Annotated in this window: 15 protein-coding genes; 12 read left to right on the plus strand and 3 right to left on the minus strand. The window is 50.9% G+C overall.

From position 1 onward, the window contains the following. Positions 1 to 45 precede the first annotated feature (45 nt). The 5 genes from GBK04_RS20465 (at position 46) to GBK04_RS20485 (ending at position 4,990) form a co-directional block, all read left to right on the plus strand. Positions 46 to 810, plus strand: coding sequence for a trypsin-like serine peptidase (locus GBK04_RS20465; RefSeq protein WP_152762905.1), 765 nt, complete (start codon positions 46 to 48; stop codon positions 808 to 810). Positions 811 to 867: 57 nt separating this feature from the next. Then, on the plus strand, positions 868 to 1,272 hold the full coding sequence (locus tag GBK04_RS20470) for a Dabb family protein (protein WP_152762907.1): 405 nt from the start codon (positions 868 to 870) through the stop codon (positions 1,270 to 1,272). Positions 1,273 to 1,341: 69 nt separating this feature from the next. After that, positions 1,342 to 2,013, plus strand: coding sequence for an outer membrane beta-barrel protein (locus GBK04_RS20475; RefSeq protein WP_152762909.1), 672 nt, complete (start codon positions 1,342 to 1,344; stop codon positions 2,011 to 2,013). A 211-nt stretch (positions 2,014 to 2,224) separates the two neighbouring features. Next, on the plus strand, positions 2,225 to 2,692 hold the full coding sequence (locus GBK04_RS20480) for a (2Fe-2S)-binding protein (protein WP_152762911.1): 468 nt from the start codon (positions 2,225 to 2,227) through the stop codon (positions 2,690 to 2,692). A 78-nt stretch (positions 2,693 to 2,770) separates the two neighbouring features. Further along, positions 2,771 to 4,990 carry a xanthine dehydrogenase family protein molybdopterin-binding subunit gene (locus tag GBK04_RS20485; RefSeq protein ID WP_152762913.1) on the plus strand — a complete coding sequence of 740 codons (2,220 nt, stop codon included), beginning with the start codon at positions 2,771 to 2,773 and terminating at the stop codon, positions 4,988 to 4,990. A gap of 12 nt (positions 4,991 to 5,002) precedes the next feature. On the opposite strand, the gene GBK04_RS20490 is transcribed toward GBK04_RS20485, so the two are convergent. The 3 genes from GBK04_RS20490 to GBK04_RS20500 form a co-directional block, all read right to left on the minus strand. Next, a complete protein-coding gene (locus GBK04_RS20490) occupies positions 5,003 to 6,745 on the minus strand; it encodes an APC family permease (protein WP_152762915.1) in 1,743 nt (580 codons plus the stop codon). Between the two features lie 198 nt (positions 6,746 to 6,943). Then, positions 6,944 to 7,681, minus strand: a complete 738-nt coding sequence (locus GBK04_RS20495; RefSeq protein ID WP_152762917.1) for a response regulator — start codon at positions 7,679 to 7,681, stop codon at positions 6,944 to 6,946. After that, complete coding sequence (locus tag GBK04_RS20500) at positions 7,678 to 9,399, minus strand: sensor histidine kinase (RefSeq protein WP_152762919.1); 1,722 nt, start codon at positions 9,397 to 9,399, stop codon at positions 7,678 to 7,680. Before GBK04_RS20500 ends, GBK04_RS20495 begins: the two co-directional genes overlap by 4 nt. Positions 9,400 to 9,599: 200 nt before the next feature. Here GBK04_RS20500 and GBK04_RS20505 point away from each other — a divergent pair, with 200 nt between their 5' ends. From GBK04_RS20505 to GBK04_RS20535, 7 genes are all read left to right on the plus strand, one after another. Next, positions 9,600 to 9,995 carry a LytTR family transcriptional regulator DNA-binding domain-containing protein gene (locus tag GBK04_RS20505; protein ID WP_152762921.1) on the plus strand — a complete coding sequence of 132 codons (396 nt, stop codon included), beginning with the start codon at positions 9,600 to 9,602 and terminating at the stop codon, positions 9,993 to 9,995. Between the two features lie 20 nt (positions 9,996 to 10,015). After that, positions 10,016 to 11,860, plus strand: coding sequence for an immunoglobulin domain-containing protein (locus GBK04_RS20510; protein ID WP_152762923.1), 1,845 nt, complete (start codon positions 10,016 to 10,018; stop codon positions 11,858 to 11,860). A 96-nt stretch (positions 11,861 to 11,956) separates the two neighbouring features. Beyond that, complete coding sequence (locus GBK04_RS20515) at positions 11,957 to 13,813, plus strand: immunoglobulin domain-containing protein (RefSeq protein ID WP_152762925.1); 1,857 nt, start codon at positions 11,957 to 11,959, stop codon at positions 13,811 to 13,813. A gap of 53 nt (positions 13,814 to 13,866) precedes the next feature. Further along, the gene (locus GBK04_RS20520) at positions 13,867 to 15,411 is read left to right on the plus strand and encodes an IPT/TIG domain-containing protein (protein ID WP_152762927.1); all 1,545 of its coding nucleotides are present in this window, start codon (positions 13,867 to 13,869) and stop codon (positions 15,409 to 15,411) included. Positions 15,412 to 15,452: 41 nt separating this feature from the next. Continuing rightward, entirely contained in the window at positions 15,453 to 16,139 is a 687-nt protein-coding gene (locus GBK04_RS20525) for a hypothetical protein (RefSeq protein WP_152762929.1), read from the plus strand. A 181-nt stretch (positions 16,140 to 16,320) separates the two neighbouring features. Further along, positions 16,321 to 16,983 (plus strand): oxidoreductase, encoded by a 663-nt coding sequence (locus GBK04_RS20530; protein WP_152762931.1) that lies wholly within the window; start codon positions 16,321 to 16,323, stop codon positions 16,981 to 16,983. A 1-nt stretch (position 16,984) separates the two neighbouring features. After that, on the plus strand, positions 16,985 to 17,416 hold the full coding sequence (locus GBK04_RS20535) for a GNAT family N-acetyltransferase (protein WP_152762933.1): 432 nt from the start codon (positions 16,985 to 16,987) through the stop codon (positions 17,414 to 17,416). Positions 17,417 to 17,449 lie beyond the last annotated feature (33 nt).

A 17,449-nucleotide genomic window follows, 5' to 3' on the forward strand; every position in this document is an offset into this window, starting at 1 on the left:
TGAATGCTGCGTTTCGGTATTTCGTCAATTCCCTTACTTTGCACCATGACTCGTAACCGCGTCGCTGATTCCGAATTACCTCCCTATTCTTTCGTTTGTTTGATCGAAATGTACCGTGTGACTCATGATGGTACCCCCGTTTCGTTTGTGAACCGTTCCACGGGATTCTTCATTGCTCCCCATGTCATTGTGACGGCCGGGCATTCGCTGGGCGAACAAGACTCCCGCATCCACCGGTTGGAAATCTACCCCCACCAGAACTCACAGATCAAGTCGGAGCAGAAGCTGGCCGTGGAATCTCCGGATTTTGTAATTCGCAAGGTACCGGAGTACCATAATCCGTATTGTTATGTGAAGGATGACTTTGGAATAATCATATTAAAAAATGAAGACCTGCCTGACTGGACTACCCATCACTTTGATTGGCAAAACGGCAACTATGCGGCCCAACTGCCTTCTGCGGGACAGGAAATCCGGATAGCGGGGTACCCCATCGACCGCCCCGATTTTGAACTCTGGGAAGAAAGCGGGAAAATCGTAGAAGTTACCAAACACTGTCTGCTGCATCCTTTCACCACCACCAAGCGCAACAGCGGATCGCCGATCTGGAGCGTCGAGCAAGGTACCCCCCGCGTGGTGGGCATCCACGTGTCGGGCAATGCGGCCTCCTGCGGAGCCCGGCCCGAAAACCGGCCTTACGGCAGCGCGGTGCTGATCAACAAACGGGTGTACGACACCATCAATGGCTGGATTGCGGAGCATGAAGCCACACGTACCCGGGCAGCGCACGATTTTCGGCTGGCACTCTAAATTCTCCCGGATCGAGCCGCCAACCCAACCTGATATACGTAAACCCCAAACAGCATTATGGCCCTAACGAACCGCCGAACTTTCCTCCAAAAAGCGGGTCTTGCCGCCGTAGGTACCTCTCCGCTGCTGCCCGAACCAGCACGCAAAAAAGACCTTTTGGTCCATCACGTCTTTTTCTATTTGAAAGATCCGCAAAACGCGCAGCACGAATCTCAACTTCTCGAAGGACTCGGAAAGCTTGCCCAAATTTCCACCATACAGCTTTCTCACATCGGGCGCCCCGCCCGCACCAGCGGCGATGCCATCGAAAAGGGGTACTCGCTCTCATGGCTGTGTTTTTTCAAGAATCTTATCGAAGAGGAAATCTACCAGACCGACCCGATTCATCTGAAATTTCTGGAAGACTACGCGCACTTGTGGGAAAAGCGCGTGGTGTACAACGCGCTGGGGAAGAAAGGGTAGGGGAAGCGCTTGTATAAAACCAGCAATTTTATGCATATCTTTATTGACTGACCACCTACCCAAATTCTCATGAAAACCGGTACTACTTTCCTACTAGCATGTGCTTTGTTATTGTGTGCCGAGTCTTACGCACAGAATAATCAGCCGTTTTCATTTGGCTTAATGGGCGGGCTAAATATTGTAGGTTCCTATCAAACAGGAGCAAATCTGACCCATGCGAATGGAGGGTTAGCGGGGTTGGATTTAGGCTATTCTTTTTCCAAAAATGCAGACAATATAAGCCTTCATTTCCAGCCCCATTGGGAAAGTTTTACCGGTAAAGTGCCTCATTCATACTCTTCTAATGGATTTCATTTCCAATCGCTCAACCTGCCTATTATCCTGCGATATAGTATTCTTAGCCAATCGAAAATTCGACCTTTTGCTGAATTCGGAGCAGGGTATGTAGTCAGGCTAAAAACCATCAACAAAAAAAATGCGATAGTCTGTCCTTTTGCTACCCCATGCTATTCAATGGGCGTGGTCGATGAGGAGCTTTTGCCTGGTTCGAAGCACAATAATCTGATTGTGTTAGCTGGCGTGGGTGCGGAGCTGCAATTTGGTACCATAAAAGTCCCGATTTCGATCCGAATGAACGAAGGAACCGGAACATTTTCGTTGAAGCGGAGCTATAATGATCGAGATCCGTTCACTGATTTAAAGACCCGAACCATCCAATTGGTTGCCGGAGTCAATTTTTAAAACTTTCTCTGTTCTTCAACCCAAACACCTACCAAGGTACCTTCTCCCTGCAGACAAGCTCTTCAATGATCCGACCTTTAAAACGAAGGTAGATTTTCAATAGGCTAATTACCAATCAAATACATCTTTTCAAAGAAATACCGGAATACGCACCAAGATTCAGGGTACCCTTGCCTTTTGTCAATACTGAAAACCTGTAGGTACCATCATTATGCAAAAAGACATAACGCTAAAAGTCAATGGCCAGTCCCGAACGGTACGGGTAGATCCGGCGACGCCGCTCTTGTATGTACTGCGCAATCAACTGGAATACAATGGTCCGAAATACGGCTGCGGCATTGAGGTTTGTGGTTCGTGTATGGTACTTATGGACGGGCAAGCCATGCCAAGTTGCCGGATTCCGGTTGAGGAAATGGTGGGACGAACTATTACGACACTGGAAGGCATCGCTCGTCCCAATGGCGACCTGCATCCGGTACAACGCGCCTTCGTACAGGAACAGGCCGCGCAGTGCGGGTACTGCCTCAACGGTATGGTAATCGCCGCGGTAGCCTTGCTGGAAACCAATAAAAAACCCGACGACGAGGCCATTCGGGCCGGCATGGATCGGAACCTGTGCCGATGTGGTACCCATACGCGCATCATGAAGGCCGTCCGGCGCGCCGCCGACGAATCGTGAAAGGAGGCTGGATTTTAAATTCTGCAAAAGGGAATCAAGAAACAATGTGATCTACTTTAAGTAAGATACGTACCTGCCATGAAAGAAACAGCCTATAACCCCCAGTTCTCACGCCGCAAATTCATCAGCAGCCTCGGCTGCCTGACCATCGGTTTTTCCCTGACCAAACCTATTTGGGCAGAAGCCGGAGACCCAATGCTGGAAGAAACCTTGCCGGGAAGTCTTCGCCGTCAGCCGCGCGTCGATGCCTGGCTGGAAGTGCTGGCCGACGGACGGTTGCGCGTGCTGACGGGCAAAATGGAACTGGGCCAGGGGATCCGCACGGCCATCGCGCAGGTAGCCGCTGAAGAACTGGATCTGGATCTGGATCAGGCGGAGGTACACCTGGCCGAAACGGAGCGTACCCCCAACGAAGGCTACACGGCCGGGAGCGGATCGATGGAAAACAGCGCGATGTCGGTGCGGTACGCGGCGGCCTACGCCCGCCAACAACTGCTTGACCTGGCCGCGCAACGTTTGAAAACCACACCCGAACAATTGACCATGGCCAACGGGAAAATCGGCCTGAAAGGACAAAAGCAGACCCTCACTTTTGCGCAACTGCTCAACGGTGCTCAACTGGAAGGCGAAGTCAAACTGCCCGTAAAACTCAAATCGCCCGCTACCTACCGCTACGTGGGCAAGGCCATACCCCGCACCGACATCGCCAAAATGGTGCGCGCGGAGGCGATGTACGTGCAGGACATCCGGCTGCCGGGCATGGTGCATGCCCGGGTGATACGGCCGCCGTCGTACCAGGCTCGGCTACAATCTTTTGACGAAAAAGGGTTTGCCGAAAAGGTACCGGGGCTGATGAAAACCGTTGTCAATGGTACCTTCCTGGCGGTAGTAGCAGCCGATGAATACCAGGCAATTCGGGCGCGTGAGGTCGCCCGACAGTATGCCCGCTGGACCGATAGCCCGGCGGCACTTCCGGAAGGGGAAGATCTGGAAGCGCATATTAAGAAATTGCCCGTTCGCAGCCAGAAAGTAAAGGAACAGGGTACCCTGGATGGTTTTGATCAAACCGGGGGACAGGTAGTGAAAACCAGCTACTTCAAACCCTACCAGATGCACGGCTCCATCGGACCCTCGTGCGGCGTAGCTTTGTACCAAGAGGGTACCTTGCACGTGTGGTCGCACAGTCAGGGTATCTACCCCTTTCGGGACGCGCTGGCTAAAATGCTGGATATGGCTCCCGAAAAAGTACACGTGACAGGGGTACCCGGCTCGGGCTGTTACGGCCATAACGGGGCCGACGATGCCGCCACGGATGCTGCATTGGTGGCCATGGCCTTGCCAGGTACCCCCGTGCGGCTGCAATGGATGCGGGAGGATGAACACGCCTGGGAACCTTACGGCAGCGCGATGTGCATGGAGGTCGAGGCCCGGCTGGATGCCAAGGGCAAAATTTCACACTGGCGTTACAACGTTTGGTCCGATTCGCACAGTAGCCGTCCCGGCGGCAATCCGGGCAATCTGTTGGCCGCCTGGCATTTGCCCAAGCCTTTTACCCAGCCAGCCATGGGCTATTTTGGGGGCGGCTTCCGTAACTCCGAGCCTTACTACGATATTCCCAATCAGCGGATTGACACCCACGCATTCGAAGGACCGCTGCGGGTGTCTTCCCTGCGGAGCCTGGGAGCCTATGCCAATATTTTCGCGCTGGAGTCCTTTATGGACGAATTGGCGGAAAAAGCCCAGAAAGACCCCATTGCCTTCCGGCTGGCGCATTCCACCGATGAGCGTGCCATCTCTGTGATACAGAAATTGCAGCAGATGATTCAGAAAGAGAAGGTAGGTAAGAATGAAGGCATCGGCGTAGCTTTCGCGCGCTACAAGAATGTGGCCAGTTATTGCGCCGTGGCCGCCAAGGTAACGGTCGATAAGAATTCGGGCGCGGTGAAGGTACTGCGTATGTGGGCGGCGCTCGATGCGGGAGAAGTCATCAATTTGGATGGGATCATCAATCAAACCGAAGGCTGCCTGATCCAAGCCGCCAGCTGGACTTTGAAAGAGGAGGTAGGTTTTGATAAACAACACATCAGCACCCGCGACTGGACTTCGTACCCTATTCTGCGATACAGCGACGTACCTACTGTGGAGGTGGCGGTCATCAGCCATCCCGAACTTGACCCGCTGGGAGCGGGCGAGGCGGCCCAGGTACCTACCGCAGCCGCGATCGGTAATGCCATTTATCGCGCCTGCGGCAAACGAATCCGGCGTTTGCCGGTCGATGCGAAGGAAGTAATGGGTTAATGCTGAATAAAGTTAAATAATCAGCCGAACGCCCCCCAAGTCGGATACGCGGTGCGTGAAGCGGTCGCTGGGGGAGCTGATGAACATAAAATTGATGGGAATCTCCCATTCTTTACTCAGTTTCTCAATGATTTGGGGGCCGAAGGTACCCCGCAGCTGAATGTACTCAATCTTGATATCGGGATAGGCCCGGTCCAGTACATCCAAATCCTGAAAAAATTCACTGGCTACCTCGTCTCCTTCTTTCAAAACGGTGACGATCTTTAGTTTTTTCGTGATTTCATTTTCCTGCACATACATCATCACTTTGTTCAAGATGGAAATGTCGTCTCCCTTAGTGAAGTATACAAACTCCTGTTCGGTCAGTTTCCGGATATGCCGCGAAAGCTGCAACCGACTGGCGGCAGCTATGTGTTTCAGGGTGGTGAAAAAACTGTTGACCAGTACCAGAAGGAGTTTTAAAATCTCGTTGCGGTTGAGCAACAGAATGATAACCAGAATGGAAGGAACGAAATACTGTAAAAAGACAATCAAGTAGTCGGGGTGCATGATGATGTTGCCGTACAAAGCGATCACCACGGCCAGGATGGCAATAGCCACCGAAAAGATCGTGGCACGCTCAGGGCGGGGTAGGCGGCTACGCTTGCTTTTCAGTAAGAAATTCCCAAAGCCAAAATATACCATCACCAGCAGAAAGGAAATGGTATATACGCCCGCCAGCGGGCCCAGCTCGCCGTTGGTAATGAACAGCACCGACAGGCAAAGCAGGTAGAAGAGAATCAAGATCCGTGGCGAACTACCTTTTTTGTTCTCTTTCAACAGAAATTGCGGCAGAATGCGATCGAGTGCCATCCGCTTGATCAATCCGTTTACTCCCACGTAGGAGGTGAGCAATGCTCCACTCAGTACCAGCACAGCATCCACTGAGATGAACGTAGCCAACCAGTCGCCGCCCGTGTTTTGTCCCAAATGGGATAGCAAAGCTTCCTGGTGATTGGAAACGTCGGCAAGCGGAAGTACCATGACGGCGGTGAGTGCCATGAGGGGGTTGATTACCGACACGGCGATCCACATGTTGCGCAGTGTTTTGGGAAATACCCCCTGCTTTTGCTCTTCCACGAAGTTGGCCGAACTCTCGAAACCACTGATCCCCAGCATGGCCGTACTGAATCCTAGAAATAAGGCAGTGGCAAAACCGCCATTGAGTGGGGCCTTAAAATTAAAGGATGCCACCTGTAGTCCGTTCTGCGAAATGTACCAGATGCCGCTTATAATTAAAGTAAGCATGGCTGTGATGTGCAGGACAAAAATGATGATAGCGACCACCGACGACTCACTAATGCCCGACATAACCAGCAGGAGAAATACGGTGATAAGAATCGCAGTGAAGAGAATGATATTGACCGACGGGATGATATCGTGCAGATAATGCATGGCTTCGCTGGCCGATATTACGGCCGTGGCCATATAGGACAAAATGGTGAGGCAGGCCGCCACGGAGGCATTGCTCTTGGTGGTGGTGTTGAGCAGTACATTGTATGCACCCCCGTTGAGTGGTAGAGCGCCGACTACTTCTCCGTAGATTTTGCGGAACAAAAACAGCACCAACGCGACGATCAGTAGCGCGATCCAGGCATACTGCCCGGCGTACAAAATGGCCAGCGATGAAACGTATAGACAGGAGGAGGTAATGTCGTTGCCACAGATAGCCGTAGCGGCTATCTCATTCAGTTTCTTGTGATGGGTAGATTCCATAAAAGAAAATCGCGTAGAGTCAATTCAAGGTGTATGGACGATCGATTATGGCTGCTAATGTACATAATAACCCAAACGAAGCACCAAAATACTTCTCTTTCCCTGAAAATAAGGCGTTGTGCTACCAGATATTTTGCCTTCGATTTAAGGTTTATAGGATAAAAAGGGTAGTTGCTTCGAAACCTAGATATAAGCTATTCATTTGGTCCGCACCACCCGGATTCTCTTTAATAATTCCTTCCTGTTAGCTTCTGAAATATCGACGGCGAGCCGTTCTTCTCCTAACTGGATAGTGGTACGTTCGATCCTTTTGAGATGATCCAAGTTAATGAACAAAGAACGGGAAAGTCGAAAAAAGTTGAGAGTAGGGAAATGCTGCGCCAAATTGCCCAGTGTCATTCCAATCATGCGGGGTTTCTTGTAGCCCAGCATATGTACGTTGACACAGGACCCTTTAGCTTCCAAAAACAGGATATTTTTCGCCGAAACCTGCTCATGACCATTATCAAAGGGTAGAAAAAGTGAATCAGAAGGGGAATATTGACTTGGCGAAGTCAGCCTTGTAAAATTAGAATGAGCCAATTTGATCTGAATCAAAAGTTCTTCAGGCCGATAAGGCTTTAACAAGTAAGCCGAGGGTTGTGTGGCACTTGCTTTCTCCATGGTAATGTCATCGTCATGAGAGGTCAGATAAATGAAAGGCATCCAATGTTGTGTAAGCAAAATCTGCATGATTTCAATACCTGATTTGTCCCTTTTGTCTAGTGTAATATCAACAATAGCCAGATCGGGCGGATCATCCCGTACCAGCCGTTGAGCTTCTTTGGCATCTCTTGCAATACCCGTAACCGAGTGCCCAGCACTTTCCAGAGTTACTCTGATATCGAGAGCCACTAATAGTTCGTTTTCGATGATGAGTATTTTGAGAACGTTCATGACACTGACTGGCTGATAAAATGCATGTTGAATAAGGTGCCTTTGGATGAATCAAACGAATAGCTGCCCCGGACCTGTTCCACCAGTATCCGGATTAGCTGCATACCGAATGAATCCTTCTTGGACTTACGAATAGGCGTATCAATAGGATAATAGTCGGGCAGACCGGGGCCATTATCCATTATCTTCAAGCCAATTTTTTCGCTAATACGTCGGCATACTATGGTCAGAACTGGATCAGGATTATCAGGAAAAGCGTATTTGCAGGCATTAGTAATCAGTTCGTTCAGGATCAATCCTATTGGTACGGCCTGGTCGGTGCCCAATACTATCGGGTCAATTGTAAACCGGACTTCAATCTGAGAAAAACCGAAGGCGTTAAGAATACCCGTTGTGAGTTCAGGTATGAATAGGGGTAGGTCGATAGCATCTGACTGAGTATCTTCATCGAGCTTGCGCTGGATCAGAGCCATGGATTGAACGCGTAGCCGATTCTCTTCCATAGTACGCTTAGAGCCGGGGTCAGTTACGAGCCGGGCCTGCATATTGAACAGGCTCGAAAGAACCTGAAGGTTGTTTTGAGCCCGATGCTTCTGCTCCTGTACCAAGTACTGGTTCTGCTGACTAATCCTTTGATTTTTACGGAAAAGTCGAAAAAACAGAATACTCGATACACCGGTAATCAGAAATAGGAGCAAGCTGCTGATGGCTATGATTCGTTGAAAACGCAGACTTTGAGTTGTAAGGCTTAATTCCATGGCCTGCTCCTTTAATTTATTTTCTTTTTTCTCGGTATCGTACTCGATCTGAAGCCGGGCCAGGACTCCGTCGCGTTCGGAAGCGAACTGTACAGTTTCCTTCTCGTACAAATCCCCAAACCGCTCGTAGGCAAGCCGCCATTGGTTGGTTTTTTCGTAGTAGGCGATCATGGCCCGGTCCAGTGTAGCGGCTAGCACGTGGTCGTTGAGGTGGTTGTCCTTATAAAGTTTTGCAGCTTCCTTTATTTTGGCCAGCGCTTTCTCGTTCCGGCCCGCGTTAAGGTGGGCGCGGCCCAACAGGAGAGTAGTGTTGAGCTGATCTCTAAGATTAGGCTTCAAGTTGAGCCATCGCAATGACTCTTCTAAGTAAGGCACAGCCCGCGGGTCGTTGCGGAACAGAAATAACTCCCCAATCTGCATATAAGTGACAGCTAAGCCCAACGAATCTCTGAGCTGACGGGTAAATGATTCGGCTTTTCTGAGATAAATTAAGGCACTGTCAGGCAGACCATTCTTGAAACGATTGGGATGTAAGCGCTCATATACCCTAGCCAGTGTGGCGTTGGCCAGTACCTGTCCTTTTAAGGAATGAATCCGTTCGAAGATTGTCTTGGCCCGGTAGGCGTAAAGGATTTCGTCCTGGGAGTGCGCTATTTGTTGGGAATTTTCGGAAAGTCTTATGTATAGCCGACCCAACTCGTAAGAATCGCCACGGGGTTCGAGCAGACGCAGCGATTTGAGGAAGGAAGTCTTGGAAGCTGCGTGGTCGCCGGCGAAGGCGTACATTTTACCGTAGAGATAGTATGCTTCGGCCAGCAGCAGGGTGTCGCCTTTGGCGCGGGCTTCCTTTTCCACTTCCTCAGCGTACTGCCTCTTTTCAGCAATCAGTGGAAAAACAGACTGCGCTACGCCTGGCAGCGCTAGCCCGAACAGGAGCAGGAAAACAGACCGACTGAGCATGAACCGGGCGGTAAGTGGGTGGTCTACAAATATAACTGAATAGTCGGCTTACGGTCAATACGCTTCGTTAGAAAATTCCCGGTGCTCATTAGCCAAAAGGCTATGCTCGTGAGAAGGGGGTTGACGGTCGGGCCAAAGTTAAGGTATTTAGTATTTGAAAAACTGCATTGCCGTACTACTACACCAACCACACAGCCCTTATGGAAAAAAACTTTACCCCTCCTCTTCTTGTACTCTCGCTCTCTACCCCAACCACCAGTGTGCCCATTGGTGCGTATGAGTACGCGCGTCCTGCTGATATACTCTATTGTCAGGGCGACCGTAACTACTCCCACGTTCACCTGACCAACGGTCGCCGTGTCATCGTCTCACTCACGTTATCGATATTGGAGGCACGGCTGGCCCACGGCAAATTTCTCCGTGCCAACCGGAGTAATTTGCTCAATATGCACCATATCAAAAGCTATGACGGCCTGCGTATCACCCTTATCAACGGCATCACCGTGGAAGTGGCCCGGCGGCGGCGGCGGGAAGTGCGGGTGTCTCTCCGACTGTTTTCAGAGAAGTTTTATTTAAAGAAAAAGCGTTGCGCGTGAACCTCTCATTACTTACACCTATGAAAAGAATCTTTACCCTTGTCCTGTTGCTGGCTTCGTTTGGCGCATTTGCTCAGTTTGTGAATGGCGGCTTTACACCTGTGAGTACAGCGCCAAGAACACAAGATCAATCCCATATGACCTCGGATGGGACGGGCGGATACGTCATGGTTTGGCGTGACCTTCGTGATGACCCCCAAAATTACAACAATGGCGATATTTACATTCAACGGTTCGATGCCAACGGAAATATGCTGTGGGCAAACAATGGCTTGGCTGTCTGTACCGCAGTCGAAACTCAGGATAACCCACAGGTGGTGCTTTGCAAGACGTCCACGACCCAGCCTCGTATTTTGGTGATTTGGCAGGATTACAGGGCCAAAGTGGGAAATACAAGTTATACTAAAATTTTCTGCCAAGCTTACGACCTTAACGGCAACCCGCAATACGCCGCTAATGGCGTGGAAATTGCCGACTGCAATGGGGTGAGCTTCATTAGCCCAAAGGCAATCTCTGCGCTGGATGGAAGCCGGGTTTTATTTGTATACAATCGTCGAAATAGCCCCGATAATAATTCTAATTATTACGTTCAGGCGGCCAATCCAGATAACGGAACCCAACTTTTCACCGGAAACGGAACGCTGCTTGGCTCGGGAATTACCAGCGGCTCTCCTTCTTACCTACCCTCAGCATTAATTGATAGCCAAAACATACAAATCGTCTGGGGATTTTATAATAGCCTAGGCAACGGTTATGGCAACCATCTGTACGCGCAACGCATCAATCCTAGTAACGGTGCAAAAGTATGGCCGACTGCTCTTGTAGTTACCAACAGCTACGATGCGAGTAGTTTCGATGTTAAGAATGACATTGTGTGCTGGTCGGACAACCGCAATTATCAAAACAACGGAATATCAAATAATGACCTGTTTGCTCAGAAAATCAATGCCAATGGTACTTTGGCTTGGGCTGCAAATGGCAAAACGGTGTTTGTAGGGCCAGGGCATCAAACATTACCAAAGATAAGCCTGAATGCTTTTAAAGAATCACTCATCACTTGGGAAGATGGCTTGCCAGAATTGAAATCTCAGAAACTTGATAGTCTTGGAAATAGGCTTTTCCAAGCTGATGGTATGATCGTGACTTCGCAAGGTACTGGAAGTGGCTATCCCGAAATTGTGGAGCAGCCTGATGGCGGAGCTGTCATCACGTCTGTGGCCGAATTTACGAAACTCTATGTTCAAAGATTGAGTCGTGACGGGAGACTACTTTGGGGCTACAATGGACATATTCTTGGCCCCCTTCCCAGCAATATATTTACTGGAGGCTACCTAAAGGCTTTCCCGCTGCTCAATGGAGGGGCAGTCATTGGGTTAAGTGGTGCTTACAATATCTACTCCGCCAAACTGAATTACTGCGAAACCCCGCCCACTGCTCCCAACGTGGCCACGCAGTACGTCGAACTCAACGCCACCGCCACCCTCACGGCTACGGGTTGCAGCGGCGTCGTCAACTGGTACGACACTGACCACCAGCAAGGTGTCATCGTCGGTACGGGCCCTACCTTCAGTTTCACAGCCAACGCTACGGCTACCTACTACGCCGAATGCGTGCTGGATCAGTGCGCCAGTCTCACCACCGGGGCCGGACAAGCCCGCGTCATCATCCGCTCGGTGCAGTCCGGCGCGTGGAACCAGGCCAGTACCTGGAACTGCGCCTGTGTTCCGGAAGCCTTAGATAAGGTCGTCGTCATGCCCGGCCACAACGTCACGCTGCCCGATAACTACACCGCCCACGCCCGCGAACTTCGGCAGGAGGGGACGTTGCAGAATAGTGCGAACTCGGTGCTACGGTTGAATGAGTAAGTATAAGTCTTATCATTCATCATTAGAAGTGCCGCCTCTCCGGGGCTAATATTAAAAGTCTATTTTCAGTCTGAAGTGATAACCCTACCTCATTTTATGAAAAGAATTCTTACCCTCGTCCTGCTGCTGGCTTCGTTTGGCGCATTTGCCCAGTTTGTGAATGGTGGCTTCACGCCGGTGAGTACAGCCGTAAACGAACAGCAAGAATCCGCCATCACATCCGATGGCACGGGCGGCTACGTAATGGCCTGGCGGGACAGAAGAAAAGGAACGGGATCTGCCGATTCGAGCGACATCTACGTACAGCGCTTCGATGGGAACGGCAATATGCTATGGGCAACTAATGGAATTCCTGCTTGTACGGCTCCCAATGTTCAGCAACTTCCCAAAGTAGTGCTGTGCAAAACCTCCACCAATCAGCCCCGCATTATGGTGGTGTGGCAAGATTACCGTGCCAAAGTAGGAACTACGACTTATACTAAAATTTTCTGCCAAGCTTTCGACCTCAACGGCAACCCACAGTATGCCACCAATGGAGTTGAAGTAGCCGATTGCAACGGGACTAATAACATATATCCCGACGCCGTTCCGGCCCTGAATGGAAGCCGGGTGGTTTTTGCCTACAACCGGCGGTACGACCCGGACGCCTATGGCAATTATTTTGTGCAAGCCATCAATCCTGACAACGGAACGACGCTGTTTACTGGCAACGGAACGCGATTGGCTTCGGGTATCGATATGTTTAGCCGGGCTATCCTCTTATCAGAACTTGAAGGTACTCAGCACATACAAGTTGCATGGGCAATGTTAGGTGCTTCTAATACCCCCGGGATTTTCGCCCAGCGCATCAATCCGAGCAACGGCAGCAAGGTATGGGCTGCCAACCTGGCCATTCAGGCATCGGGCTACGGGGCCACTTCGTTCGAGCTGAAAGGGGACATCGTGGCGTGGTCGCAGGAGAAGGTCAACAGCCAGACCGGCACCGACATATTCGCCCAGAAGCTCAATGCTGACGGAACCGCCGCCTGGACTACGCAGGGGGCCGCTGTTTACGTCGGGCCGGGTACCCAATCTGCTCCCAAAATAAGCCGGAACGCCTTTGGCGAAACCTTCATCACCTGGAATAATCTGTATTCCCAGGGAAATAGCCAATACGAATTATTCGTCCAGAAACTTGATCCATTCGGAAACCGGCTTTTCGGAACCGACGGCCAATTACTCAGCTCCAATACGGGAAATCGTCTTCCTAATGTCTTAGAGCAGCCCGACGGGGGAACAATCAGTATATCCATGACTGGTTCAAATCAAAATCGTCTTTTAGTGCATCGGCTCAGCCGGGACGGACGTCGGCTTTGGGGCTTCAACGGTCGCGAAATTGGCTCGGCTATTGGTGGATATATCTGGAATGGTGTACTGCCTCTGTCGCTTTCGGGAGGCGGGGCGGTCATCGGTTTTAATACCTCTTTCGGAGGTGACAACGTTTACGCGGGCAAATTCAACTTCTGCGAAACGCCGCCCGCCGCCCCCGCCGTGGCCACGCAGTACGTCGAGCTGGGAGCCACCGCCACTCTGACGGCCACGGGCTGCAATGGCACCGTCAACTGGTACGACACCAATCATCAGCAGGGCGTCATCGTCGGCACTGGGCCGACATTCAGCTTCACGGCCAACGCCACGGCCACCTACTATGCCGAGTGCGTCCTCGATCAGTGCGCCAGCCTCACGACCGGGGCCGGGCAGGCCCGTGTCATCATCCGCTCGGTGCAGTCAGGTGCTTGGGATCAACCCGCCACCTGGAACTGCAACTGCATCCCCGAAGCCCTCGACCAGGTGGTGGTTATGCCCGGCCACAGCGTGACGCTCCCTACCAGCTACACCGCCCACGCCCGCGAACTGCGGCAGGAGGGGACGCTGCAAAACAGTGCTAACTCGGAGCTGCGGCTGAGTTATTGATAAGGCCGAAAATCATTATTAGAATGAACTAAGCGAGGTTTTACACCCTATTTATGAAAAAAATATCTCTCCATTCGGTTAGCTTACTAGTCTTACTGGTGTTATCACTGATTAATTGCAAGAAAAACAAGGAGCCTTCACCCGCAGGTTCCGGGACAAGCAATCCTGCCCCAACCATCACTTCGTTTAGCCCCACTTCCGGTAGCGCGGGCATGAGGGTGGTTATCGTGGGTACGGGGTTTTCGACTATCCTTTCCAATAATAAAGTGAGGTTCGGGAACACGGAGGCTCCGCTGGATTCGGCTACCGCCAAGCGACTGGTAACGCGTGTGCCTAAGGACATTGCTACGGGCAAAATCACAGTAGAAGTGGGAGGAAAGTTAGCTACGACTGCCACCGACTTCACAGTGCAGCATGTTCCTGCCGCTTTTACGGGTACAGGCGGAGTGGGTGGCACGGCCAATGTTGCTTCGGACGTGACCATTTCGTCGGCAAAGGCGGCTTCCACCATTGAAAAGGAGGGGAGCAACAGCATCATTCAGCATGGTCATATCTGGAGTCTCAACCGGGCGCAGCCGACCCTGGAAGGCTTCGATTCAGTCACCGAAGGCAAATCAGAACTGGGGCTTCTGCCCGTCAATACGGTTTTCCCGTATACGTTCAGCAGCGAGTTGAAGACGCTCGAACCCGGCACGGCCTACTATGTGCGCGCCTACGCCATCACTAGCCAGGGAACTACTTACGGTCCAGTCACCCAGATACAGACTAAAAAGCCCTGTTTGCTAACGTCCGTGACAGAGGGGGGGAGGGATTATCAAACCCTAGAATACGATAGCAAAGGCCGGATCACGGTGTTGAACAATCCGTCGAGCTACACCAGCAAATTCACCTACGACGCGGAGGGGCAGCTCGAAGGGTACTATTCAAAAGTGGGGGATTCCTTCACTAACGAGTCCTACGCTTACGCCGGGGGGAGGCTGAGCAGATTAGAGCGCACGAGCAGCTATTTTAACAAAGTTACCAGAACCTACGACTACGATGGCCAGGGAAAATTAGCCAAAAAGGTAGAAACATCGGCTGAAAACCGAGTAGAGTGGACTTACGAACAGGGCGTCTTAAAGTCAATCGTTTCCACCTCGGGCGGGAAGCCCGCTGGCGTGTATACGGTGAGCGACGGCCTGCTCACTCGAAGGGATGATGGAAAAGGAACGGTACAAACCTACGCTTACGATGCATTGGGAAATTTGACAAAAACCGAAATCTTCACGAACGGGAAACGAACCGCATGGTTCGAGTCCAAATACGACAGCAAACCTAATGTCGGCATGGCCTTTTTCCCTTTAAAGGGTTGGCTTCCCGAACAGGTTCGCGAGGGAAACTTCTTTTTTCTCCTGTCTGGGGGAAAATCGGCGAACAATGTGACGGAGGAGTCCTCCAACCAGTACGATACGAAGGGAGTACTCACCACTAGAACGGACCGCATTATCTACACCTATAAAGGGGAACGATTGACCGGACGGACCTATACTGTTTTCATACCGGACGTAAAACCCTCTCTCCGTGTTTATGTATACAACTATTCGGGCGATTGTAATTGATTGACAACTTTTCACCTACTTCTAAAAAACCTAATTCTCCAATGAAAAAGAACCTGATTACTTTCGCTGTCTTTGCGTTTTCCGTCTTATTGATGAGCGGATGTAAGAAAAAAAATCTCGATGTAGGTTTTGCTCCTGAAATCCAGAAGATTGTTCCTCAAAACGTCGTCGATGACTTGCGTGCTCGGGGAATGACTATCAACGAGGGGCAAAAACCGCCCACCATAGAGGGGGTGTACCTAGCGTCCCCCTACGAGCTCCTCAGCCCTTACGCTCCGGAAGACTCTTATGAAAAAGGCAAAATCATCACGGGCTATCTGTATCGGTTTACCGGACAGAGTGACGACAAAAAGAAAGTTCAGGTGAACTACAAGCGTGACGGGGACGTGGACGCGGGCGGCGGATTAGGTTCCTTCGTGTCGGGAAATGGCAACAAGTTCACCGTTTTTGCAGAAGTCCAAGGAACGGTCAGCGGGGTTAATTACACTAGTCTAGATGTATTTTCGGGTGAAATCACGCCCAATGGAATTGCTGATTTTCAGCATACTTTTTACATCGTCGAAAAGAGTGAAAGCGATGGTCCGAATGCAGAACTAATACCCGTTAACTCGGGGCGCGTGTGGTTTGACAACGACCGCATAGCCGAGAAAGTCAGCAAGTACAGACTGGCTGTACCTGAGAAAAGCAAGGATATTTACACAGGTTCATTAGTGGGAAATAATCAGTGAGCTAACAATAAGCTTTAAATCAATTTCAGTCTTAATAATATCCACACCTATCCACACGATTAACCCGCACGGCTGGGCCAGGTAGGTTCAGCCGCGCTGTTATGTCTATCCTTACTAAATCATGGTATGATTCCCACGCCTAAACCAAAATTCTTGTAATATTGGTAAAAAGATCGTGTGTATGGCCTCAGGTACCCCTTCCAAAACTGCACTCGTCATTGGCGCGACCGGACTTATAGGAAAACAGCTAGTCGGTGAGCTCCTAAACTCTGACCGCTATCAGGAGGTACGGGTGTTGGTGCGCAAGTCGCTGCGCATACCCAACCCCAAACTCGTGGAGGTACTGTACAACTTTGCCCAGCCGGATGCTTCGCAAGTAGTAAGTGATGACGTGTACTGTTGCCTGGGTACCACCATGAAGCAGGCCGGATCAAAAGAAGCTTTCTACGCCGTCGATTATGAATATCCGCTACAGACGGCCCGTTTCGCGCGACAGAACGGTGCTGCGCAGTACCTGATCGTGAGTTCGATGGGAGCTAATCCAAAGTCGATATTTTTTTATAATCGTGTGAAGGGAGAAGTGGAGCAATCTCTGAGGGCGGTGGGTTTCGCCAGCCTGCATATTTTCCGGCCTTCCCTGTTGCTGGGGAATCGCGGGGAACAAAGGACCGGCGAAAAAATAGGGGAAACCGTGATGCGGTTATTTAATCCCGTCATGGTAGGTTCGCTTAAGAAGTACCGGGCCATTGATTCGGCGAAGGTAGCCAAAGCCATGCTTGCCTTTGCCAGCCAGGAGCAATCGGGTGTTTTTGTGCATGAGTCGGACGAATTACAAGCTTACTGACATGGAAGAAATCCTGATTCGCCCCGCCTGCCCGGCCGATGTCGAAGTCCTGTATACCATGCTGTGCGATCTGGAAAACGAAATGCTTGACAAAGAACATTTTGTAAAGATTTTCCTGAAAAATCTGGAAAACCAAAACGTGAGTTACTTCATCGCTGAGCTGGATCGACAGTCTGTGGGCATGGCCAGTTGCCATGTACAGCTATTGCTGCATCATGCCGCGCCCGTGGGGGAAATCCAGGAAATGTACGTAAAGCCCGAACTTCGCTCCCAAGGCATCGGACAGCGCTTGGTTGAGGCGGTCAAAACGTTTTCCCATCAGCGGGGAGCCGACCAGCTTGAAGTGACCTCCAATCAAATCCGGAGGGATACCCATCGGTTTTATGAACGGGAAGGCTTTATCAAATCGCATGTGAAGCTGGTTAGGAAATGAGGTACCTGATTTCGATCGGAAAGGTGGGGATAT

Source organism: Salmonirosea aquatica (assembly GCF_009296315.1).
Taxonomy (GTDB): Bacteria; Bacteroidota; Bacteroidia; order Cytophagales; family Spirosomataceae; genus Salmonirosea; species Salmonirosea aquatica.